The sequence below is a fragment of the Gluconacetobacter asukensis genome, assembly GCF_014174375.1.
GTDB classification, from domain to species: domain Bacteria; phylum Pseudomonadota; class Alphaproteobacteria; order Acetobacterales; family Acetobacteraceae; genus Gluconacetobacter; species Gluconacetobacter asukensis.
Genome location: NZ_JABEQE010000013.1, coordinates 107,954 through 129,992, shown reverse-complemented (window position 1 = coordinate 129,992; position 22,039 = coordinate 107,954). Strand labels below are relative to the sequence as shown.

General features: G+C 66.1%; 19 protein-coding genes. 14 read left to right on the top strand and 5 right to left on the bottom strand.

The window, feature by feature from the left end:
- Positions 1-271 precede the first annotated feature (271 nt).
- On the top strand, positions 272-1,798 hold the full coding sequence (gene exaC / locus HLH35_RS14725) for an acetaldehyde dehydrogenase ExaC (protein ID WP_456305451.1): 1,527 nt from the start codon (positions 272-274) through the stop codon (positions 1,796-1,798).
- Positions 1,799-1,857: 59 nt separating this feature from the next.
- On the opposite strand, the gene HLH35_RS14720 is transcribed toward exaC, so the two are convergent.
- Positions 1,858-4,203, bottom strand: a complete 2,346-nt coding sequence (locus tag HLH35_RS14720; RefSeq protein WP_182979850.1) for a TonB-dependent receptor — start codon at positions 4,201-4,203, stop codon at positions 1,858-1,860.
- 68 nt (positions 4,204-4,271) lie between these two features.
- Here HLH35_RS14720 and HLH35_RS14715 point away from each other — a divergent pair, with 68 nt between their 5' ends.
- Entirely contained in the window at positions 4,272-5,690 is a 1,419-nt protein-coding gene (locus HLH35_RS14715) for a sensor histidine kinase (RefSeq protein WP_182979849.1), read from the top strand.
- Positions 5,687-6,334: a response regulator transcription factor gene (locus HLH35_RS14710; RefSeq protein WP_182979848.1), complete on the top strand. Its 648-nt coding sequence runs from the start codon at positions 5,687-5,689 to the stop codon at positions 6,332-6,334. The genes HLH35_RS14715 and HLH35_RS14710 overlap by 4 nt, the downstream gene beginning before the upstream one ends.
- A gap of 146 nt (positions 6,335-6,480) precedes the next feature.
- Here the strand turns inward: HLH35_RS14710 and HLH35_RS14705 are convergent, their stop codons facing one another.
- From HLH35_RS14705 to HLH35_RS14695, 3 genes are all read right to left on the bottom strand, one after another.
- Complete coding sequence (locus tag HLH35_RS14705; RefSeq protein WP_182979847.1) at positions 6,481-8,088, bottom strand: porin family protein; 1,608 nt, start codon at positions 8,086-8,088, stop codon at positions 6,481-6,483.
- Positions 8,089-8,258: 170 nt separating this feature from the next.
- Complete coding sequence (locus HLH35_RS14700; protein ID WP_220790697.1) at positions 8,259-9,446, bottom strand: c-type cytochrome; 1,188 nt, start codon at positions 9,444-9,446, stop codon at positions 8,259-8,261.
- A gap of 10 nt (positions 9,447-9,456) precedes the next feature.
- On the bottom strand, positions 9,457-11,208 hold the full coding sequence (locus HLH35_RS14695; protein ID WP_182979846.1) for a methanol/ethanol family PQQ-dependent dehydrogenase: 1,752 nt from the start codon (positions 11,206-11,208) through the stop codon (positions 9,457-9,459).
- A gap of 896 nt (positions 11,209-12,104) precedes the next feature.
- On the opposite strand from HLH35_RS14695, the gene HLH35_RS14690 reads away from it, so the two are divergent.
- From HLH35_RS14690 to HLH35_RS14655, 8 genes are all read left to right on the top strand, one after another.
- Complete coding sequence (locus HLH35_RS14690) at positions 12,105-12,761, top strand: c-type cytochrome (RefSeq protein WP_182979845.1); 657 nt, start codon at positions 12,105-12,107, stop codon at positions 12,759-12,761.
- A complete protein-coding gene (locus HLH35_RS14685) occupies positions 12,758-12,916 on the top strand; it encodes a hypothetical protein (RefSeq protein WP_182979844.1) in 159 nt (52 codons plus the stop codon). The genes HLH35_RS14690 and HLH35_RS14685 overlap by 4 nt, the downstream gene beginning before the upstream one ends.
- A gap of 16 nt (positions 12,917-12,932) precedes the next feature.
- On the top strand, positions 12,933-13,463 hold the full coding sequence (locus HLH35_RS14680) for a cytochrome c oxidase subunit II (RefSeq protein WP_220790696.1): 531 nt from the start codon (positions 12,933-12,935) through the stop codon (positions 13,461-13,463).
- On the top strand, positions 13,460-15,199 hold the full coding sequence (locus HLH35_RS14675) for a cbb3-type cytochrome c oxidase subunit I (RefSeq protein WP_182979843.1): 1,740 nt from the start codon (positions 13,460-13,462) through the stop codon (positions 15,197-15,199). The genes HLH35_RS14680 and HLH35_RS14675 overlap by 4 nt, the downstream gene beginning before the upstream one ends.
- Before the next feature lie 10 nt (positions 15,200-15,209).
- Positions 15,210-15,815: an SCO family protein gene (locus HLH35_RS14670; RefSeq protein WP_182979842.1), complete on the top strand. Its 606-nt coding sequence runs from the start codon at positions 15,210-15,212 to the stop codon at positions 15,813-15,815.
- Positions 15,812-16,555, top strand: a complete 744-nt coding sequence (locus HLH35_RS14665) for a cytochrome c oxidase assembly protein (RefSeq protein ID WP_182979841.1) — start codon at positions 15,812-15,814, stop codon at positions 16,553-16,555. Before HLH35_RS14670 ends, HLH35_RS14665 begins: the two co-directional genes overlap by 4 nt.
- Positions 16,556-16,713: 158 nt before the next feature.
- Positions 16,714-17,499: a prephenate dehydrogenase/arogenate dehydrogenase family protein gene (locus tag HLH35_RS14660; RefSeq protein ID WP_182979840.1), complete on the top strand. Its 786-nt coding sequence runs from the start codon at positions 16,714-16,716 to the stop codon at positions 17,497-17,499.
- Positions 17,500-17,534: 35 nt separating this feature from the next.
- Entirely contained in the window at positions 17,535-17,870 is a 336-nt protein-coding gene (locus tag HLH35_RS14655) for a host attachment protein (RefSeq protein ID WP_182979839.1), read from the top strand.
- Between the two features lie 26 nt (positions 17,871-17,896).
- On the opposite strand, the gene HLH35_RS14650 is transcribed toward HLH35_RS14655, so the two are convergent.
- Entirely contained in the window at positions 17,897-18,223 is a 327-nt protein-coding gene (locus tag HLH35_RS14650) for a hypothetical protein (protein ID WP_182979838.1), read from the bottom strand.
- Between the two features lie 184 nt (positions 18,224-18,407).
- Here HLH35_RS14650 and HLH35_RS14645 point away from each other — a divergent pair, with 184 nt between their 5' ends.
- The 3 genes from HLH35_RS14645 to lptG all read left to right on the top strand — a co-directional run bounded on the left by HLH35_RS14645 (position 18,408) and on the right by lptG (position 22,030).
- On the top strand, positions 18,408-19,691 hold the full coding sequence (locus HLH35_RS14645; protein ID WP_220790695.1) for a glycosyltransferase: 1,284 nt from the start codon (positions 18,408-18,410) through the stop codon (positions 19,689-19,691).
- A 168-nt stretch (positions 19,692-19,859) separates the two neighbouring features.
- Positions 19,860-20,954 (top strand): LPS export ABC transporter permease LptF, encoded by a 1,095-nt coding sequence (gene lptF, locus HLH35_RS14640; protein WP_182979837.1) that lies wholly within the window; start codon positions 19,860-19,862, stop codon positions 20,952-20,954.
- On the top strand, positions 20,951-22,030 hold the full coding sequence (lptG, locus tag HLH35_RS14635; RefSeq protein WP_246385119.1) for an LPS export ABC transporter permease LptG: 1,080 nt from the start codon (positions 20,951-20,953) through the stop codon (positions 22,028-22,030). The genes lptF and lptG overlap by 4 nt, the downstream gene beginning before the upstream one ends.
- Positions 22,031-22,039: the final 9 nt, after the last annotated feature.

The window sequence follows — 22,039 nt, the reverse complement described above, 5'->3', positions numbered from 1 at the left end:
CGCTTTAATCGCTTCTCAAATCCAGCCATCCGGCCACGGCTCGCTCGGGTCCACATCCCCAGCTTGAATCACGCCCAAGCCACCGCATCAACACATTCTCAAACGGTCTCTGAGGCCTCCTGTCGCCGCCATCCCAGGGCCATCCCCCGATCTGTCGCGGAACTGCGACAGATCGGGCGGCATACCGATCCCGACCGGCTGACAAATCCAGTCCCCATCGCCACCCTTCCCAACGTTGACCGCGCTTCGTCCGCGGCGACCAAGAAGGAGAATGACCATGGACTCGCTGGAAAGCCATCGAATCGACATGTCGTCACCGTTCAAGGCGCAGTACGACAATTTCATCGGCGGACGCTGGGTTCCCCCTTTCGGCGGGGAATATTTCGACGATCCGTCACCCGTCGACGGGCGCATCCTGTGCAGGGTGGCGCGCTCCAGGGCCGAGGATGTCGAACGGGCGCTCGACGCCGCCCACGCCGCGCGTGACGCCTGGGGCGAGACCAGCGCCGCCCAGCGCGCGCTGCTGCTCAACCGCATCGCCGACCGGATCGACGAGAATCTGGAACTGCTGGCCCGCGCCGAAAGCTGGGACAACGGCAAGCCGCTGCGCGAGACGCTGAACGCCGACCTGCCTCTGTGCGTCGACCATTTCCGCTATTTCGCCTCCTGCATCCGCGCGCAGGAAGGCGCATTGTCCGAGATCGACCACGATACCGTCGCCTATCATTTCCACGAGCCGCTGGGCGTGGTCGGCCAGATCATCCCCTGGAATTTCCCCCTGCTGATGGCCGCCTGGAAACTGGCACCGGCCCTCGCAGCGGGCAATTGCGTGGTCATGAAGCCGGCCGAGCAGACCCCGGCCTCGATCCTGGTCCTGGCCGAACTGATCGCCGACATCCTGCCCGCCGGCGTGCTGAACATCGTCAACGGCTTCGGGCGCGAAGCCGGCGTGGCACTGGCCTCCAACACCCGGATCGCCAAGATCGCCTTCACCGGATCGACACCGACCGGCAAGATGATCGCCCACGCGGCGGCCGACAATCTGATCCCCGCCACGCTGGAACTGGGCGGCAAATCCCCCAACATCTTCTTTTCCGACATCGCCGCCGAAGATGACGATTTCTTCGACAAGGCCATCGAAGGCTTCGTCCTGTTCGCCTTCAACCAGGGGGAGGTCTGCACCTGCCCCTCGCGCGCCCTGATCCATGAATCGATATACGACCGGTTCATGGAGCGCGCGCTGCGCCGGGTCGCGGCGATCAAGCAGGGCAACCCGCTGGACCTCACGACCATGGTCGGCGCCCAGGCATCGGTCGACCAGGTGAACAAGATCCTGTCCTATATCGACATCGGGCGGCAGGAAGGCGCGGAACTGCTGATCGGCGGTGGCCGGGCCGATCTGGGCGGCAGCCTGGCGAACGGCTGCTACATCCAGCCCACCGTCTTCAAGGGCGACAACCGGATGCGGATCTTCCAGGAAGAGATCTTCGGCCCCGTCGTCTCCGTCACCACCTTCCGCGACGATGCCGAGGCGGTAAAACTCGCCAACGACACGCTGTTCGGCCTGGGTGCGGGAATCTGGACCCGCGACGGCACCCGCGCCTATCGCGTCGGGCGCGCCATCAAGGCGGGCCGCGTCTGGACGAACTGCTACCACGCCTATCCGGCCCATGCCGCCTTCGGCGGCTACAAACAGTCCGGCATCGGCCGTGAAAACCACCGGATGATGCTCGACCACTATCAGCAGACCAAGAACCTGCTGGTCAGCTACGCCCCCAAGAAACTGGGGTTCTTCTGACAGCCCGCCGCCGGCGCGGGTGGCCGGGTGCCGAAGGGCACCCGGCCTGCGGGCAGGCGTCAGAATGTCACGCGCACGCCGCCAAACCCACCGATCGGCGCGGCAGGGCTGTAGCTGCGCGGATTACTCGCCCCCAGCGCCTGCACCAGATAGACCGAGGAGGTCGGCGAGAACGTGCCGAACGTATAATAATGCCGGTCGGTCACGTTCGAGATACTGCCGAACAGTTGCAGCGAACGCGTCACTTGGACCGAACTGTGCAGGTTCAGCACGAAGAACCCCGGCAGGCGCGGCGTCAGATTGGCTTCATCGCCAAACAGATACTGCCCCCCCTGCAACAGGAAATCGCCGCCAACGGTCCAGATCGGGGTCACCTGCACATCCACCCCGCCGGTCAGCTTGTCCAGCGGAATGCCCGGCAGGCGGTTGCCCCGGCGCACGGTGATGTCGCCGTCATCATCGCCGGCCGGATTGCTGCCCGCATCCTCGACAAAGCCGCTGCGATAGGTCGCATCGGTATGGGTATAGTTCAGCCATGCCGACCAGCCATCGGCCTGCCAGGCCAGATGAACCTTGCCCCCCTGCCTGCGGGTGGCGCCGATATTGGCGAAAAACGCACGGTTCAGCGTCTCGCTGTTGATGAAGACGATGTCGTTATCGGCATCGGTGCGAAACAGCCCTACATCATAGCTCAACCGGCCGGCGGAGCCGATGGCGAACCCGCCGCGCAGACCGGCCTCGAACGTATGGGCCCTCACCTGCTTCAGCTCGGGATCGCCGACGAAGAAATTGGCCAGGCTGCACGCATTCTCGGGGCCGGCACAGGACAGTTCGGCCGGTGTCGGCGCGCGGTTCGTCTCGGAATAGCCGCCATAGAGCGTGGCCCATTTCGTCAGGCGATAACGCAGCCCACCGCCGGGATTGATCGCCGAATAGGCATGGCGCCCGCTCAAATCCCCGCCATTCCGGTCGGCCAGATTGATCTGCGCGAAATTGTAGCGCATCGAGCCGGTCAGCGAGAGGCGCTGCGTCAGGTCGATCGTGTCGGTCGCGAACACGCCGACATAGGCATCATGCACCCGCACCCGTACCGGCACCGTCGCACCCGGTTCGTCGATCACATAGCCGGGGCCGTAATAGTCACGCGTCACCGGGGTCAGCCCGCCCAGCAGGGCGGAGCCGGTGAACATCGTCTGCGCGCCATCGAAACTGACGCCCGCAACCTCGTGATTGCGCAGGCCGAACACCGAATGCGTTTCGGTCTCCTGCACCGACACCCCATAACCATTGGTATTGGTCGTCTGCAGATCGAGCTCGGAATACGGGCCGCCATTCAGGAAATCCGGAATCGCCGCCCGGCCCCGCGTGGTCGAGAGGTCGCCATCATCGGTGCACATCAGGCCCGATCCGTCATTGCACGGCGCATCATTGGGCGCGTTGCCGTTGATCACGCGCTGCTGGAAATAATCGTAATGCACCTGCCCCTGCACCGACAGCGTGTCGGTAAAACCGTGCCGGCCGTTCAGGGCAAACTGGATGAATCTGTTCGCCATCTGGTTCGGCGCGGTAAACTGCGCCCTGGGGTCGGCGCGCAGCAATTCCACCGGCGAGGTCCCCGGCCCGTTCAACACCGAATTGGCCAGGTCGAGGCTGCCATGCACTTCCGTAGCCTGCCCCTTCCAGCCAAGGTCCGCATACAGGCTCTGGATGTCGGTACTTTGCTGGTCCCGCCAGCCCTCCTCATGCACCTCCCGGCCGGCAACATAAAAACCCCAATCGCCCCGGCGAGCGGCATAATCGCCCTGGATCACGATCCGTCCGAACGAACCGCCGGACAGATCAGCCTCGCCGCCGGCAGCGGTATTGAATGCATTCTTCATCCGCACATTCAGCGCACCGCCGAGGGCATTCAGGCCGAAGACGGGATTCGGCCCCTCCACCGCCACCCGCTCGATCGCCAGATCCGGGATCAGGTCCCAGTTCACCGTGTCGCCAAAGGCCTGGTTGAAGCGCACACCATCAAGATAGACCGCAACACCCTGCGACGTGCCCTGCAACGGCGACGCCTGGAAACCGTTCATGACGATGGTCGGCTGATACGGATTCCCCGCCGGCGCATTGAGGCTGACACCCGCCAGACGACTATCCAGCGCATGCAGCATGTCGGACGTGCCGGTCACTTGCAGATCATGCACGGTCAGTATGGCCGTCGCGGCCGGCAGACGGTCACGGTCGATGCCAGAACCGGGTAGTGGCGAGGTTCCAATGACGGTGATGTCCTCCGCCTGCACGCCAGCGGACACACCACCCGGCGCCGTCTGCGCCAGCACCGCGCGGGCAGGCAGAAAGCAGAGCGTGACGGAGGCCAGATACATGGCCCTCCGTCCAGTCGTCTTCTCAAACATGCGTTTATTCTTCTTTTTTGATTGGCATGCCACGCGGTTCATCAGATCGAACGGGACCAGGGAAGTCGATGGGACATTTTCCCGAAAATCATAAAAATCATCCGGCCGGCACTGCATTCTTCCCGTTCCGCCCCATCGGCGCGCGTCTGCGGCTGCTGGAGCGCCTGCTGCTGGCGCTCGCGGTGGCCACGATGATCGGCCTGGTGGCCGGCTTCGGCCTCGCGGCATGGCAGGCCGCCCGCTCGATCCGGGTGGAGCTGGCCGCCGCCCTGGCCAATGCCCGCGCCGATATCAGCGCGATGCCCCCACCATTGGCCCCATCCGCCGCCCTCTGGCTGGCGGAACTGTGCGACAGTTTCGACGGCAATCGCCACATCCAGGCCCGCATCACGGATCAGGCCGGACGGGTGCTGCGCCAGTCCCAACTGGCTGCCGGGCCCCGCCCGCCCGCCTGGTTCCTGCACGCCACCACGCCCTCCATGGCCCCGGTCACGCTCGCTCCCGCCGGCCTGCCCGCCGGATGGCGGCTGCACCTGCAAGCGGATGCGACCAACGAGGCGGCGGAACGCTGGGGCGAACTCCAGGTGCAGATCGCTACCATCACGCTGCTGGTCCTGCTGATCGCCGGATCATGCTGCGTCATCATGGTGCGCGGCCTGCGCCCGCTGGCCACCCTGTCCAACGGCTATGCCCGGATCGCAGCGGGTGACGAGGGGGTGGAACTCCCCAAAGACGGCCCGGCCGATATCGCCGCACAAGCTGCGTCCTTCAATCGCATGGCCCAGGCGCTGCGCACCGCCACCGCCCAGAATCGCCACCTTCAGGACCAGCTCGCACGCGTCGCGGAGGAAGAACGCGCCGACATCGCGCGCGACCTGCATGACGAGGTCGGCCCCCTGCTGTTCGGAATCACCACCTTCGCGGCCACCCTCGCCCGCTCCGCCGCCGAAAGCCGCCACGACGTCATCCCCGCGCAGGTCCGCGCCATACAGGACGCCACCGGCTCCATCCAGCGCACCCTGCGCGCGATCCTGCAACGGCTGCACGGCACGCCGGGACGCGGGCTGCCCGAAGCCCTGGGAGCGATCGTCCTGTTCTGGAACAATGTCGCTCCGCACATCATCTTCACGCTTTCCTGCGATCCGTCTCTCGGCACCCTGGACGATACAGCGCGCGACGCCCTGTTTCACGTGGCACAGGAAGCCGTCTGCAACGCCGCCCGCCACGGACACCCCTCGCGCATCGCGCTGAAGGCCGCACGCGATGGCGCCCAGATCATCCTGTCGGTCCGTGACGACGGCACCACCGGCCCCAGCGCACCGGGTCTCGGGCTCGCCGGCATGCGCCGCCGCCTCTCGGACCTGGGCGGCCATCTGGACATCAGGCGCGACCAAGGCTGGACCGTCACCGCCAGCCTGCCCGATCCGGACGCCCTTCCCCCATCGGCCAACACCCCCACCATGGCGCCGGAGGCGCACGACGCATGAAAATCCTACTGGTGGACGACCATACGGTGGTGCGCGCCGGCCTGGGGCAACTGCTTTCAACGGCCCTGGGCGCCACGATCCTGGAAGCCGCCGACACCCCGACCGCCCATGACCTCGCCCTGCGCACGCGGCCGGATCTGGTGGTGCTGGATCTGGGCCTGCCCGGCGCCGGCGGCCTGTGGCTGCTGCCCCGCCTGCGCGATGCCGGCCTGCGCGTGCTGGTCCTGAGCATGCATGCCGACCCGATCTATGCCCGCCGCGCGCTGGATGCCGGGGCCACAGGCTATGTCTCGAAGACGATCGGCGCCGACGACCTGCTGGACGCCATCCGGCAGGCCATGGACGGACAATGCTATGTCGAAGCCGCAATCGCCTCCATGCTTAGCGAACATCGCGACGTGCTGGGCCGCGATTTCGGGCGCCTGACAGCCCGCGACCTGGATATCATGCGGTTTCTGGGCGAGGGACGCAGCCTGTCCGACATCGCGGCGACACTGGGCGTCAGCTACAAGACGGTGGCCAACACCGCCGGCATGATCAAGACCAAGCTGGGCGTCGCACGCACCGCCGATCTGGTCCGCCTGGCCATCGCCATGCCGGCGGGCTGGACCATCAGCGGGCGGGAAAACCGGGAGACGGTTTGACGCCTGCGGCAGGGTTCAGAGTCTTCTTTTTCTGAAGAAAAAGAAGCAAAAAGACTTTTATTCGTTTTGGCCATCGTCTGGGTGCGCGGCCATCCGCAAAACTGTGCGGAACGATCCGGGGGCATGAATGCCCCCGGATGAAAACATCAGAAGAACAGGATCGCGCCGCCCGAGACGGTATTGTCACTGGCCGAATTGCCGTTATGCGCCGCCGCCTGCGTATGGGCATATTCGGCCACCAGCTTCAGCCAGTCGGTCAGATCGTAATAGGCCGCACCAACCTCGGACTGGTTGCGACGCACTAGCCCGGTCGCAGTATCCCCCGCCGCCAGATAGAGGTTGCTGACGCCATAACTGCCCACCAGCTTGAAGCGCTTGGTGAAGTTGTAGGCGCCCTGCACGTAATATCCCTCCGAATCACGCTTGTGCCCGTTCGGCGCAATGCCGTCGAAGAACAGGCCCGTCGTGCCAAGACCGCTGCCGCGATAGTAATAGACCACGGCCTGAGCGGGGCCATAGGTCAGCTTGGCACCGATTTCGCCGGCCTCGGCCATGGCACCACGCCGATCCGCTTCCGCCAGGATGGTGCTCGTCAGACCCTGCTGATGCTGGATCAGGAAGCTGGACCAGATCCGGGTACTCAGCTCGCCGATCTTGAAATCGTACGTGATCTTGCCCTGCACCATCGGCGAACTGTGCTGCGTCGACTCCGCCGACAGACCGCCACCGGCAAAATTGAACGCATCCAGCGGCTGGAAGACGCCAACCGACCCCTGGAAGCCGGCAATGACCGGCGACGCATAGGAAATCTGCGGAATCCAGTCGGCATAGACATAACCCAGGCCGATCCGGCCCAGCGAGGTATTGGCCGGAGCCGTATTGCTGCCCGTCGAACCGACGCTGAGCAGCGTCGCATCGTTCAGGATCGCGTCGGAACCGAACAGCGCCAGGTCACGGCCGAGCTTGACGGTGCCGAAGCTCTTCGTTCCCGCCGTCACATAGACCTGACGCAGATCGATACCCGCCGTGCCCAGCCCGACCGGGCTGCCACCGGAATTGGCATTAAACGCGCCCGGATTGGCATTGTTGAGGCCAGGATACAGGCCCAGCACCGCCGACAGGTCGATCCCCGACTGCGTCGTCGACAGTTTGAGGACGAAACCGGCCGGCAGCAGCCCGTTGCGCACCGCCGACGAATCGAACCCGCTGCCCCCGCTCGACAGCCCGCCCGCCACCGGCAGGCCATGCCCGGGCGAATTGTAGCTGTAGAACCCGTTCACGAAGCCGGAGAAATTGATATCGATCTGGCCGGCCTTGAAGGTCAGCCCCTTGCCCGAGACATAAGGGGCGACCCGGACCACGCTAGGACTGTCGATCGTGCTGCGCGCCGCCAGCATCGAGGCCTCGGCGGCACGGGCGCTGGCCGCGGCACTGTTGGCCGCCCGCTGGGCGGCGACCACCGCCGGCATCACCGCACCATCCGCGGCGGCCTCGGTCGTAACCGCCGCGCCATGCCGTGCCCCTGCACCCCGCCCCCGCCGCGGAGCCTGGGCCGAGGCCGGCTCCACCGCATGATGGCGATGCTTGGCCAGCAGGGTCGAATACTCGACCTGCGTCAACGCACCCTTGGCCCGCAGGATGTCAAGAAGATCGCTGTAATCGTCAGCCCTGGCGCAGCGGGCCGACAGCATGGACACGCCGCCAGCAGCCAGAACGGCCGTCAAACCCACCTGCGCCCAATGTCTTGCCGACATCTGACAAACTCCGTTGTTTCTTGTTTTTATTATAACGCGTTCGCCTATGGCGCGAACTACCAATCACGCCGCGCCTGTACAGGCTCCGGTCACGTCTTGGAGGGGTACCCGACCGCTCTTGTTCACGGCCCAATCCGGCCAGCAACCTGGCCGGACCAGATCTCCGCTTCCTAATCCCCGCTATAGACCAGCGGTACCGTCGACGATTTGGCCCCGTCGAACGTCAGTTCGGCCGAACCGGCAGGCATGCCGTTCTGCTGCAGCAGAAACGCCATGATGTTCACATAGACATCGTGCGGCAGGCTGGCCGGCTGGGTCGCAGGCATATTCTGCGACACGATCGTGAACACATCGCCAACATGGAAATTCGCCTTGGGCGAGGCGAAATTCTTGCCCTTGAGCGCGGGGCCGGCCATCCCCTCCAGATTGTCGCCATGGCATTGCGCGCAATTATCGGCATAGGCCTTCTTGCCCGCATCGGCCTGCGCCGCCGTAAAGAGCGCCGGCTTCGCCCCACCGGCAGCCGGCGTTGCCGGAGCGGCCGCCGAGGCTGCCGGCGCTTCCGCCGCCGCAAGGACGATCGGATTGGCCGGCGACATGGCATAGGGGCGCAGCAGGGCCGCCAGTTGGCCGGACCGCCGCAGCGCCTCGATGCTCTTCTGGAAAGACGCCGCCGCAGCAGCACCCTGCGGACCATACAGCGCCACCACGTCCCAATCGGCATGGGGCTCGCTCAGCGCGTGCATGCAATAGTCACGCGCCTTTTCCCCGCCGGGCAGATAGGCCACGGCACTGGCGCGCCAGACCATCGCCGCCCGATCCGTGCGATGGACCACGCTCGCAATGGTCTGTGCGTCGGTCGGATAGATATCGGCGTGAACATTGGGATGTTTCACGAAATACAGGTTCGGCGCCGTCAGGTAGGTCACCGCCACATCCGTCCCGCTCGGCAACGCCGCCAGCGTTTCGGCCTCGTGGCTGCGCGGCGTCACCAGCACGAATCCCATCCGTGCATAGGGCGCCGTCGCTCGCATCCCCTCCGGCACCGCGCCATGCGCGGCATCGACGGGAAAGCCCAGCACCAGCGCACAGCGCGAGGCCGCGAGCGTACTGAATTTCCGGACATCGAATCCGTCATCGTCCCCCGCGCCACTGCCGTCGAACGTATAGATCGCGGCCTCGGTGCCCTGCTGGCGGGCCACCGCCTGGACGACCCGGCGATCCATCGCATGGGCCGGGTTGGAGGAATCGATGCAGACCGAAACCGTGGCCCCGGCCGGCCGGGCGGCAAGCACGGCACCGGCGGCTACGGCACAAACCAGGGCGCGGCGCGACAGGCGGGCAATATTCATGCGCATGCGATCCTCCTTACAGCGCGAAGACATAGAGATGGCCACCCAGCGGAATGGAGCGGACACGCGGGTCCTTCGCCATGTCGCCGCCCCAGATCGGCACACCGCCGCCCCAACCGGCATAGACGCCGACATATTGCCTGTCGCCGACCTTCCAGGTGCTGGGCACGCCAAGAACGCCCGAAGACATTTTCGGACTCTTCCAAAGCACGGAACCCGTTTTCGCATCGAAGGCATACAGATAGCCGTCGGCGCTGCCCGAGAAGACAAGCCCGCCGGCCGTCGCCAGCATCCCGCCGTTCCACGGCAGCGCGGATTTGAACGACCAGGCCTGCTTGCCGGAATTCAGGTCGATGGCCTGGACCGAACCCCATTCATCGGGATGTTCCGGGTCGCGCATGACGGTAAAGGTCTCGCCCAGGAACGGCAGGCCGGCCTTGTACGAAACCGAGGCCCCCTTCATCTTCATGCAGGTGTGCAAGGTCGGCACATAGGCAAAATGGGTCTGCGGATCGACGGCGATCGGCCACCAGTTCTTGCCGCCCAGGAAGCTGGGGCAGGTAAAGATCTCCTTGTCCACGTCCGGCCGCATGGCGGGGTCGGTGACCGGTCTGCCATCCTTGAATCCGGAAACCGACGTCGCATGCGCGAATTTTTCAGCGTAGATCAGTTGCCCGTTCGTACGGTCGACCGCATAGAACCAGCCATTGCGGCTGGCGCTGACCAGCGCCTTGTACGCCTTGCCCTGATAGGTCAGGTCGGTCAGCACCGGCTCGTTCGTGCCGTCATAATCCCACGTATCGTTCGGCGTGTACTGGTAATGCCACTTGATCTTGCCGGTCGCCGGGTTCAGCGCGATCACGCTGTCGGTATAGAGATTGTCGCCCGGCCGCAGCACCGCCAGCCACGGCCCCGGATTGCCCACGCCCCAGATCAGCGAGTCGGTCTGCGGGTCGTAACTGCCGGTCAGCCAGGTGGCGCCACCGCCGGTCTTGTAGGCACCCTTGGGCCAGGTATCGCCGCCGGGCTCGCCCGGTGCCGGAATCGTCGATTGCCGCCAGATCTGCTTGCCGGTCCTGGCATCCAGAGACGCGATGAAGCCCCGCCCGCCATACTCGCCACCCGAGACGCCGACAATGACATGGCCCTTGACCACCAGCGGCGCCAGCGTCATCGCATAGCCCAGGTCCGGCGCCTCCAGCGCCTGGTCCCACACCACCTTGCCGGTGGTGGCATCCAGCGCCAGCACGTGATTGTCCAGCGTGGCCATATAGACATTGCTGCCATACAGCGCGACGCCACGATTCACCACGTCGCAGCAGATCGTCTTCAGCCCCACGTCGGACAGGTCGCGCTGATATTTCCACAGCAGCTTGCCGGTGCTGGCCTGGAAGGCCAGCAGCCCGTTCTTCGGCGTGGTGATGAACATGTAATCGCCATTGACGATCGGCGGCGCCTCATGCCCGCTCTTCGAGCCCGTCTCGTAATCCCAGACGGGCTTGAGCTGGGCGACATTGCCCGCGTTGACGCCGTCCAGGACCGAATAGCCCGTGCTGGAATAATCATGCCGGTACATCAGCCAGCCATTATCTTGCGCCGCGTGGCCCAGCCGCTCGCTCGTCACCGGCTGATAGGGGCCGGCCGGGTCTTCCGCCCGGACGGGGGATGAAACCGTCAGCACGGTCGCACAGGCCAGTGCGACCGGCAGGGCCAGCACCGCCTTGCGCAGGGGCCGCCTGGTGACGCTGGTACGGTAAGCAAACTTCATCTTGGATCTCCCGCAACACTCTTCCGGTAGGAATCGTCCGCACGGCATTCCAGCTTCCGGGACATGAAAGTCGCGCCCAACCGTCCGCACGCCGCCCCGGCCGAGAGCCGGGCAAGCGTAACGATAGGAACAGGGCGCAAGATCAGTGGGTAATCCCCGGCAAGACCGTTCATGACGATGCTCCACCTGCACGTTGTCGTTCTTATGTGTCAGGCCCCTCAGCATTTGCCGGTTCAGCCGTTTCTGTCACGACAGCGAAAAGGCATGGGGCCGGCGGACTGTCGCAAAACTGCGACAATTCCGGAGCCGGCCGCGCAAGAACAGGGCCGGAAAACCATGGTGCAATGCAGAAAATCCCAGACGGCGCTTTTGTCCCCCGCGGCATCGATACGGATTGACTATAATCACGTTTCAGAGATTATGGCCGGCACGATGAAAGCGCCCCTGTTCCTGTCCCTCTATTGCGTGGCCTGACTGGAAATGTGGGCTGGTGCGCCAGAACGCCGCGCAAGCGGCACGTCCATCATGTGGCTCCGCGCCCCGGCGCGGAGCATGCAAAACGCACGCCCGATTGCCAGCCGCATCCATTTCCACGCGGGCCCCGGATTTCCATCCCCTGATCGCGCGCGCCTGTCTCAGTTCTGCGACAGGTCACCTATCCGGATCGAAATCGCCCCCGTGACAGGGCGCCGACGACATCGGAAAGTCGCAGCCGAAGAGCGAGCGGGCCAATAAGCAAGAATACCAGGAACCGCGATGCCGGGGGGTTGCGGGCTGTGCCCGATTTCCGGCAATCGCCTATAGCCTATCATATCGGCAAGACACCCGAACGGGAGAAAGGCATGCACCAGGCGGCGGGAAGCACCATCCGTCCAGGCCGGCGACGGGCTGGCGTATTGACGCTCTTGGGACTCACCCTGCTGGCCGCGCAACCGTCCCGCGCGGCCGATACGCCCGATCCGGCGGCGGGGCGGACAATCGCGGAAAGCGGCGTCCTGACCGGCCATGTCGGCTGCTCGGCCTGCCACCTGATGAACGGCGCGGGACAGCCCGACGTGGGCATACCGCGCCTGGCAGGCTTCTCGGCCGCCTATCTGGAGCAGCAGCTCGGCTTCTTCGCGTCCGACAAGCGCAGCAACAGCTGGATGGCCCCCTATGCGCGGATGCTGACCCAGAAGCAGATGCAGGACGTCGCCGCCTATTATGCCAGCCTGCCCGAACCGCCCCCGGCCGAGAACGACCCGGCCAGCGACACAGTGCGCGCGCGCGGCAAGGAGATCTTCCAGAAAGGGGACATGCCCCATGGCGTAATGCCGTGCGGCGGCTGCCATGGCCCGGCGGGCCAGGGCATGGGCAGCTTCGCCCCGCATCTGGCCGGGCAGTCCGCCCCCTATCTGCTGGAACAACTGCGGCAATGGCAGCAGGGCAAGGATCGCGACCCGATGGGCAAGATGATGGTGACGGAAACCCACGCGATGGCCGACGCCGACATGCAGGCCGTCGCGGCCTACCTGCAAAGCCTGCCTGCACCGGACACGGGAGCCACGAAATGAGCACACCGACCAGACATGATGACGGGGATGACGGCATCGGCCCGCCCGTGATGGAGGTCCGGCCGGTCGGCACCTGGGTTGTCAGCTTCGTGCTGCTGGCGGCGACGCTGACGGTCTGGATCCTGGTCTCGGTGATCTTCCTGCATCGCGCGTGACGGGAGAAGAACGGTTATGGACAACAAGACGGGCATGAGCCCTTTCGACGCCGCTTTCCACGCCTCGGCCGAACGGCACGAGCGGTTCTGGATCTTCGGCGTGCTGGTCATGCTGGTACTGCTGACGATCGGGACGATGTTCTACGTCGTCCATGATTACGGCCTGGTGACCGGTACCCAATCCTATGCGACCGACCCGCAGGCCCCCGCGCGCGAAGCCGCGTTCCAGGACGGCAAGGTGGTCCGCACCGGCCCGAATAGCTATGCGGTCTATATGGTCGGCCGCGCCTGGCACTGGGCGCCGGACGTGATCCATGTGCCCGAAGGGGCCGAAATCACCTTCTACGTCACCAGCGCCGACGTGCTGCATGGTTTCGAGATCCAGGGCACGCCGGTCAACATGACGGCGGTACCCGGCGTGGTCGGCACGGTGAAATACACATTCCGCCATGCCGGCCTCTTCCGCATCATCTGCAACGAATATTGCGGCATGTTCCACCACGCCATGGTGGCCCGCATCATCGTCGATCCGGCAGGCACGCCATGAACATCGAAATCGCGGCCAACACCATCCCTTCCGCCGTTTCTGAATCCGACAGTACCGCCGCCAGCATGCGCCGGCTGATGCTGGCCTTCCTGATCACGGGCTTCTCCGCCCTGCTGATCGGGGCGACCATCGGCCCGTTCCAGGCATTGAATTACGGTGGAGTCGACGTCTACCCCGCCCTGCGCCCGCTGCTGCAAAGCTATTACCAGGGCCTGACCATCCACGGGGTGATGAACGGCTACGTCTTCACCTTCTTCGTCACCTGCGGCCTGCTGGTCTATCTGCCCGCCCGCGAATTGGGTGTTGCGCCCAACCTCACGATGTGGCGCACCTGTTTCGCGGTCATGGCCATCGGCGCGCTGTGCGTACTCTATGCCATGGCCGACAATTCGTCGTCGGTCCTGTGGACCTTCTATCCGCCGCTGAAGGGCAGCCCGTTCTTCTATATCGGCATCACGCTCCTGGCCCTGGGCAGCACGATGCCTCTGCCGATCCTGCTGAAAATGCGCGCGACCTGGCGCCGGCACCGCCCCGGCGAAATCACGCCGCTGGTCACGTACATGTCGCTCATCACCATGCTGATGTGGGGCCTGGCCGGCGTGGGCGTGATGGCCGAACTGGTGCTCCAGCTCGACCCGTGGTCGCTGGGCCTGATCGGCACCGTCGACCCGATCGTCAACCGTACGCTGTTCTGGCTGACGGGCCACCCGATCGTCTATTTCTGGCTGATGCCAGCCTATGTCTCATGGTACGGCCTGCTGTCGCGCCAGGTCGGCGGCAAGCTGATCTCCGACCCGATGGCGCGGATCACCTTCGCCCTGCTGATGATCTTCGCGCTGCCCGTGGGCACGCACCATCAATTCTCCGATCCGGGCTTCTCGTCGATCTGGCGCGGCATCCTGGTGGTGCTGACCATGTCGGTGGCCACCCCCAGCCTGGTCACCGCCTTCACCATCGGGCTGAGCCTGGAATATGCCGGCCGCCTGCGCGGCGGACAGGGCTGGTTCGGCTGGTTCCGTGCCCTGCCCTGGGGCGATCCCAGCGTGGCGGCACAGGTTCTGGCAGCCGTGACCTTCATCCTCGGCGGCGCCACCGGCATCGTCAACGGCAGCTGGCAGCTCAACGCCATCGTCCATAACACCACCTTCATCCCCGGCCATTTCCACGTCACCGTCGGCAGCGTCACCGCCATGACCTTCATGGCGATCAGCTTCTGGATGGTGCCGCATCTGACCGGCCGCCAACTGATCAGCCGCCGGCTGGCACTCTTCTCCGTCTGGACATGGTTCGTCGGCATGACGATCTTCGCCGTGGGCATGAGCTGGGCCGGCCTCTACGGCGTGCCGCGCCGGGCATGGGTCTCCGCGCTGCCGCACGACACCTATCACGCGCTCTATGGCGCGGCATCGGTCCCGCTGGCACTGGTGGCGGCAGGCGGCGTCCTGCTGTGGGTGGCCAGCTACACATTCTTCGCCGTCTTCTTCGGCACGCTCCTGTTCGGCCGGCGCGCGGCTCCCCCGCCCGTTCCCTTCGCCCAGTCCTTCGGCGGCCCGGCCAGCTTCACCATCGACTCGCCGCCCAACCCGGCCCAGTCGGCCTCGCCCCTGATCCGCGCGCTTGATCATGTCTGGCTGCTGACCGGCATCACGACACTGGCGGCCATCGCCGCCTATATCCCGATCCTCTGGCCATTCCTGCATCATGTGACGCGGGCGCCGGGCTGGATTCTCTGGTAGGCCACGCGGCATGACGGCGCTCGCGCCACCGCTCCGCCAGTCGCTGCGGCGCGCCGCCTGCACGGTGGCCGCAATCCTGGCCCTGCTGGCACTCCATGCCGGCTGGAGCGGCGGCTTCGGCCGGTTCGGCTCTCCGGTCGCCCCGGCTCCGGCCCCCAGCCTGGCCCTGCGCGACGATCTGGGCCGCCCGTTCGACCCGGCAACGCTGCACGACCGGGCAACGCTGGTCTATTTCGGCTATGTACGCTGCCCTGATGTATGCCCGACCGTGCTGGAGGCGCTGGAACCCGTCTTCACCCGACTGGGCCCCGACGCATCGCGGACAGGCATCCTGTTCGTCACGCTGGACCCGGCGCATGACACGCCCACCGTGCTGCACGCCTTCCTCTCCCAGTTCCAGCCGGCCCCGACCGGCCTGACCGGTCCCCCCGCCGATGTGGCCGCGGTAGCCCGCGCCTGGGGAATCGGCTGGACGGGAACCGACGGCCATATCAATCACAATTCAGTCCTGACGCTGATCGGCCCGGACGGGCGGATGCGCGCCCGCTACGGCATGACCCAGTTGAACGATCCGGACGCGATGGCCGCCGACATCCGCGCGGCCCTGCCCCGATGAGGGGCTGGAGCCCCCTGCTCCAGGCCGGCTGGGTCGCCGCCGGGCTGCTCGGGGGCACCGCGATCCTGCTGCTGGCCGCCCGGCACCGCCGGTCGGCATGGCGGCTGGCGGCTGGCGGCACCGGCACGCTGCTGTTGGCAGCCTCCTGCCTGGGGCTGCGTGACCCCCTCGCATCGATGACCCAATACACCACTGCCCTCATGGTCATGGGTCAGGTCGTTCCCCCCTTCCTGCTGCTGACCCTCGCCGGCCCCACGACCAGGCAGACCGCCCCCGTCCGAGTCGCGGGCTGGATGCGCGATCCCGGCGTGGCAGCGGCGCTGTTCGGCGGCCTGGCGGTGGCGACCGGCCTGCCATCAATCCTGGACCGCTCGCTGGCCAACGCCCTGTTCAGCGCGCCCTTAGGCCTGCTGGACCTGCTGGCCGGCCTGCTGTTCTGGGCCCAGCTGATGCCGGGCAGCCGCGTGATCCGGCACGATCCGCTTGCCGGCGCCTACGCGCTGCTGGGCAGCCTGCCGATGACAGTGGTGGCCGTGATATGGATGACGGCGCCGCGCGTGCTCTACGCCCCCTATCTCGACATATTGTGCCGATGGGACCTGACCCCGCTTCAGGACCAGCACTGGGCGGGCTTCGTCATGCTGGTGGCGGGCCTGCCGCTCCAGGTCGTGGGGGCATGGCTGCTGGTCGCGGCCCAGGGGCAGAAACCCCCGCCGGCCTTGACCGGCCCCGCCGAATGATTTTACCTGCGCGCATGATCACCCCGTCCTTCCTGTCCGGACTGTATTACGCGCCGCATTCATAGCGGCGGGGGCTTGTCATGTGTTCAACCGCTGCGTCGTCAGCGGTCGAACAATCGAGATTCCTCCTGACAACGCAGCTTCCCGAAAGCAGTGTCATGTCAGACGGATCTCTTCCCCCTTCTCTCCAGATCGGCCTGTTCGGCTTCGGCGCCTTCGGGCGGCTGATCGCCCCCCACCTGGCCGCCCATTGCCCCGTCCGCGTCCACGATCCCGTTCTGCCGCCGGGCCCCCTCATGCCGGGGGTCACGGCGACGACGCTGGAAGATGCCGCCGCCTGCCCGATCGTGATCCTGGCGGTCCCGGTCGCGCGGATGCAGGCGGTCGCGCGCGCAATCGCCCCCCATCTACCGCGCCACGCGCTGGTGGCCGATGTCGGGTCGGTCAAGATCCTGCCGGCGGAGATCCTGTGCCGGGAACTGCCGGACCATGTCCGGATCATCGCCACCCATCCCCTGTTCGGCCCCCAGAGCGCGCGGAACGGCATCGCCGGCCACCGCATCGTGCTCTGTCCCCTCCGTGGGACCAGGCCCGGCCCCGTGGCCGCGTTCCTGCGCCGGACCCTGGGGCTGGATGTCATCCTGACCACGCCCGACGCCCATGACCGCGACGCCGCGATGGCGCAGGGCCTGACCCACCTGCTGGCGCGCATCCTCTCCGAGATGGGCCCGATGCCCGAACGGATCAGCACCAGCAGCTTCGACCTGATCCGCGCCGCCACCGCCATGGTGCGGGACGACGCGCCGGACGTCTCTCACGCCATCGCGCACCTCAATCCCCATGCAGGCGCAGTGCGCCGGCGCTTCCTCGCCATCGCCGGCCGGATCGCGGAAAGTGATGACGCGAAGGACGCAGCCCCCTTCCCCGAAAGGGCGTTCGGGTGAAAGATGATGCGGTCTTCGACAGGGAGAAGAAGATCATGACAACGATCGACCCCGTGACATATGTCGTCGCCGACGCGCACACGGCGCGCCTGCTGCGCCACGAAGGACCCGCGCTGCACACCATCCGGCACATCGCGGCCACCGAACGGTTCGCCATCACGATCGCCGAAACGCTGAATCACGGCGTGACGGACGGCACGATCAGCCGCTTCGTCCTGGCGGCGCCGGGTCATCTCCTGCACGCCATCCGCGCCGAACTGACCGCCGCCGCCCAGGACAGGCTGATCCTGGCAGAGCCCAAGGAACTGGCGCATCTGCCGGACCACGAACTGATCGATCATTTCGACATACCGGCGACCGGCTGGCCGTAACCCACCACGCAATGGTGGCACCGGGGCTAAACCTCGGCGCCCACGCCCTCCGTGCCCGACCCGTTCAGGCCGGAGCGCTTGGCCCATGCATCCAGATCGAGAAAGGCCTCGATCATCCGTTCCAGCGCGATCGCGCGGTTCGGCAGGTCCGACTGCCGCGCCTGCCAGTCCTCGACACGCCGGAGAACGGAACCGTTGAGCGTAACCGTCACGATCTCACTGTCTGCGACCACCCGCGATGACGAAGGCGCATGGACGGTCCGTAACGTCTGCAAGGCCACATGCAACCCCGACACCTGGGCGCGTAGCGCGGTCAGGTGCGACAGGATCTCGATGGCGGTCAGATCACGCATGACCGTTTCCTCCGAACCAGACAGGGAGCAAAAAGGGGGCCGTCAACCGATTTCGTAGCGCGCCGTGCCCACGATGGTTGCATCCGCCCCCCGGCGCCGGCATGGCGACCCCTTCTGGACAGCCACGGACGTTCCCGGTCATATGCGCCATCGGCGGGCCAGCGCCCGGACAGAAGCCTGATGGATGCGACCAGTGAGACAGAGCGGCCATGCCGGAAACCCGGATGCGGGGATCGGAATCCTTTTCGCATTCGAAAATCCGCTCCCCAGTGCCGAGGCCGACGCCGAAGTCTTCATCACCACTGCCCGCTACCTGGCCCGCCTGGCGCCTCGCGCGCGGCTGCACGTTCCCATGCGCGACCAGGCGGCCTGCGCGGCCCTGGGCAAGGCCACGGGGCTGACGGTGGTACGGGCCTGGGCACCGCTGGGCCCGGCCGTCCTACGCCATCTGATGTGCGGCCTGACCATCGTCTGCCGTCGGGCCTTCCGTCAGGCCGACCTGGTCTATACCCGCAACCTGTGGATCGCCTGGATGGCCATCCGATTCGGCCAGCGCGTGGTCTTCGACCATTACCGCCCCTGGCCCGATCAGATCCCGCCGCTGCGCCGCTGGCTCCACCGGCTGATGAGCCATCCGCGCTTCATCCTCAATATCTGCCATTCGGACTATACGCGGCGGAAATATCTGGAACTCGGCGTGCCCGCCGCCAGATTGCGCTGCATCCATAATGGCTTCGAGCCCGAGCGGCTGGATGCGCGCCCTTCGTCGGAGGCCGCGCGACAGGCCCTGTCCATCCCCCCCGCCGCCCGGACGATCGTCTATACGGGCCGGATCAACCAGCGAAAGGGGCTGGACGTGGTCATCGAGGCGGCGCGCCTGCTGCCCGACCGGCTGTTCATCCTGGTCGGCTCCTATGGCGATGGTCCGATCGAGGAGAAGGCCCGCCCCCTGCCCAACGTGCGGATCGTGCCGTTCCAGCCGCCCGAGACCCTGGGCCTGTATGTCGCCGCCGCCGATGTCCTGCTGATCCCGCCTTCGCTCCAGCCCCTGACGCGCTTCGGCTCGACCGTCCTGCCGCTCAAGCTGTTCTTCTACATGGCATCGGGCCGCCCCATCCTGGCCGGGGACACGCCAGACGTGCAGGAAATCCTGCGCCACGGGGTCAATGCCTGCCTCTGCCAGCCAGACTCCCCCTCCGCCCTGGCGGAAGCAGTGCGGCAGATGACCGACGACCCCACGCTCCGCGCCCGCCTCGCCGAGGCCGCGCTGGCGGAAAGCCGCACCCTGACCTGGGAGGCCCGCGCCACGCGGATCATGACCGCGATCTCCGAACGCCTGAATGCCCCGGCCGATCCGGTCATGCGCTGGCAAGCGTCCCAGTGGCGCCTCTATCGACGCCAGTGCTGGCGCTGGCTGAAACATCTGCTGCGCACCGGGTCGCCGATCCTCCCGCCCTCCGGCCCGTGAACCGGCCGAGGCAACTGGTTTGACGAAAGCAGCCCGCTCTTTTATCCTTGGGCAATCAGGGGTGCGTTCACACGCGGCACAGGCCGCGCCCGTCCGGCGTGACAGGGCGGAGGGACCGGTTCGTGCGCCCCGGCGCGACGCGTGTCCCCGACAGACGGTTTTCATACCTTGATCATTCGCACCTATCTTCTGCGCGAAATCGGGAAGCCCCTGGCGGCCATGCTGGTGGTGTGCATGGCCCTGTTCGCCGGCTACAGCGCCGCCGATTTCCTGTCGGACGCCGTGAACGGCCTGCTGTCCACCGACACGATCGTGGAACTGATCGTGCTCAAGCTGCTGATCAGCCTGGAAGTGCTGGTGCCGGTGGCGCTGTACCTGTCGATCGTGCTGGCGCTGGGCACGCTGTACGGCAATTCCGAAATCACGGCGCTGCATGCCCTGCGGGTCACCCCCACCATGCTGCTGCGCCATGTCATGGTCCTGGCCGGATGCGTCGCCATCGGGGTCGGCCTCCTGTCGCTGGTCGTGCGCCCCTGGGCCTATGAGCGCCTGCATGCCCTCTCGCGCAGCGCCGAACTGACGCTGGACGTCGACGCGATGCAGCCCGGCACCTTCTATGTCGTGCAGAACGGCGCGCGCGTCATCTTCCTCACCCGGCGCCAGGGCCCCAACGGCCCGGCACGGGATATCTTCGTCCAGTTGCGCCGCCCCACGGACACACGGATCATCCATGCCGAACTCGGCTATCCGGTGGCCGAAGAGGGCAACGGCCGCACCGATCTCTATGTGCGGCTGAAGAATGCCCATATCTACGATATCGGCACCCAGCCCGGGGCGCACGATCAGGTCCTGAGCGCGCGTGAAATCACCCAGGACCCGAACCGCCATGTGGTGGAAACGCCGAACTACAGTTCGGTAACCGCCGGCAGCCTGCGCATCGCCACCTCACACAAGCCGGCGGACGTGGCGGAATTCCAGTGGCGCCTGTCCACCCCCCTGACCACCATGCTGCTGGCGATGCTGGCCGTGCCGCTGGCCCGGGGGCGCCCCCGGCAGAACCGCTACGGCAAACTGGGGACCGCGATCCTGATCTTCTTCGTCTATTACCTGCTCTATACCTCCGCCCGAACCTGGGTCCAGCACGGCATGGTCGCCCCCGTTCCCGGCATCTGGTGGGCGCCCGCCCTTCTGGCGGCCCTGACAGGGTTCATGCTGCGTGGCCAGATCGCCGAGCTGCTGTCCCGGCGGGACAACGCGGCATGAGAATGAGACGCTTCGATCGCTATATCCAGCTCGTCACGCTGCGGGCCTTCGTCCTGGTCGCCGTCGGGCTGACGGCGCTGTTCAGCCTGCTGGAATTCGTGGACCAGCTCTCCTTCGTCGGCCAGGGGCATTATCATCTGGCCGATGCCGCCGCCTATACCGCCCTGCTGGCGCCGGCACGGTTCATGCAGGTCACCCCCATCGCCATGCTGCTGGCCTGCCTGCTGGGTCTGGGCGGCCTTGCCAAACATTCGGAACTGACTGCCCTGCAGGGGATCGGCCTGTCGGAAATGCAGATCATCGGCGCGGTGCTGCGCCTGATCGTGCCGACGATCGTGCTGCTGTTCCTGGTCGGGCAGTTCATCGTCCCCTCAGCCCGCCACATGGCCCAGGAGGGCCGCACCGCCGCCCTGACAGCGGGCACGGCAAATGCCGGAGACAACAGCGCTTTCTGGGCCCATGGCGACCAGCAGTTCCTCGGCGTCCACCGCTTCGTGAACGAAACGCGGGCCGAGGATATCGACATCTACCGTTTCGACGACCAGGGCGCGCTGACACAATATCTGCATGCGGCCCGCGCCACCATCGGCGCGGACGATGACTGGGTGCTGGCGGACGTCACACGCAAGGACATCGTCGCCGACCAGTTCCACACCAGCCATCAGGACAGCATGATCTGGCATGCCTTCCTGTCGTCACGGCAGATCCGTTTCCTCAGCCTGCCGCCCGAGAGCGTGCCGCCCATCGCCCTGTATCGCTACATCCAGGACCTGAAACGGCACCATCTGCCGGCCACGCGCTATGAGCAGGAACTCTGGTCGCGCATCAGCACGCCATTCGCCATGATCGCGCTGATCGCCTGTGCCGCGCCCTTCGTCTTCGGGCCCCCGCGATCGCAGAATCTGGGTTACCGGATGGCGATCGGCATCGCGATCGCCATCGTGTTCTCTCTGGGGCAGGAAATCACCAACCGGCTGGGCCTGCTGCTGGATCTGAACCCGGCCATCACGGCTCTGACGCCCCCGACCCTGCTGATGCTGTCCGCAGCCTACCTCTTCATCCACACCAGGGAATAAGAGGCCCTT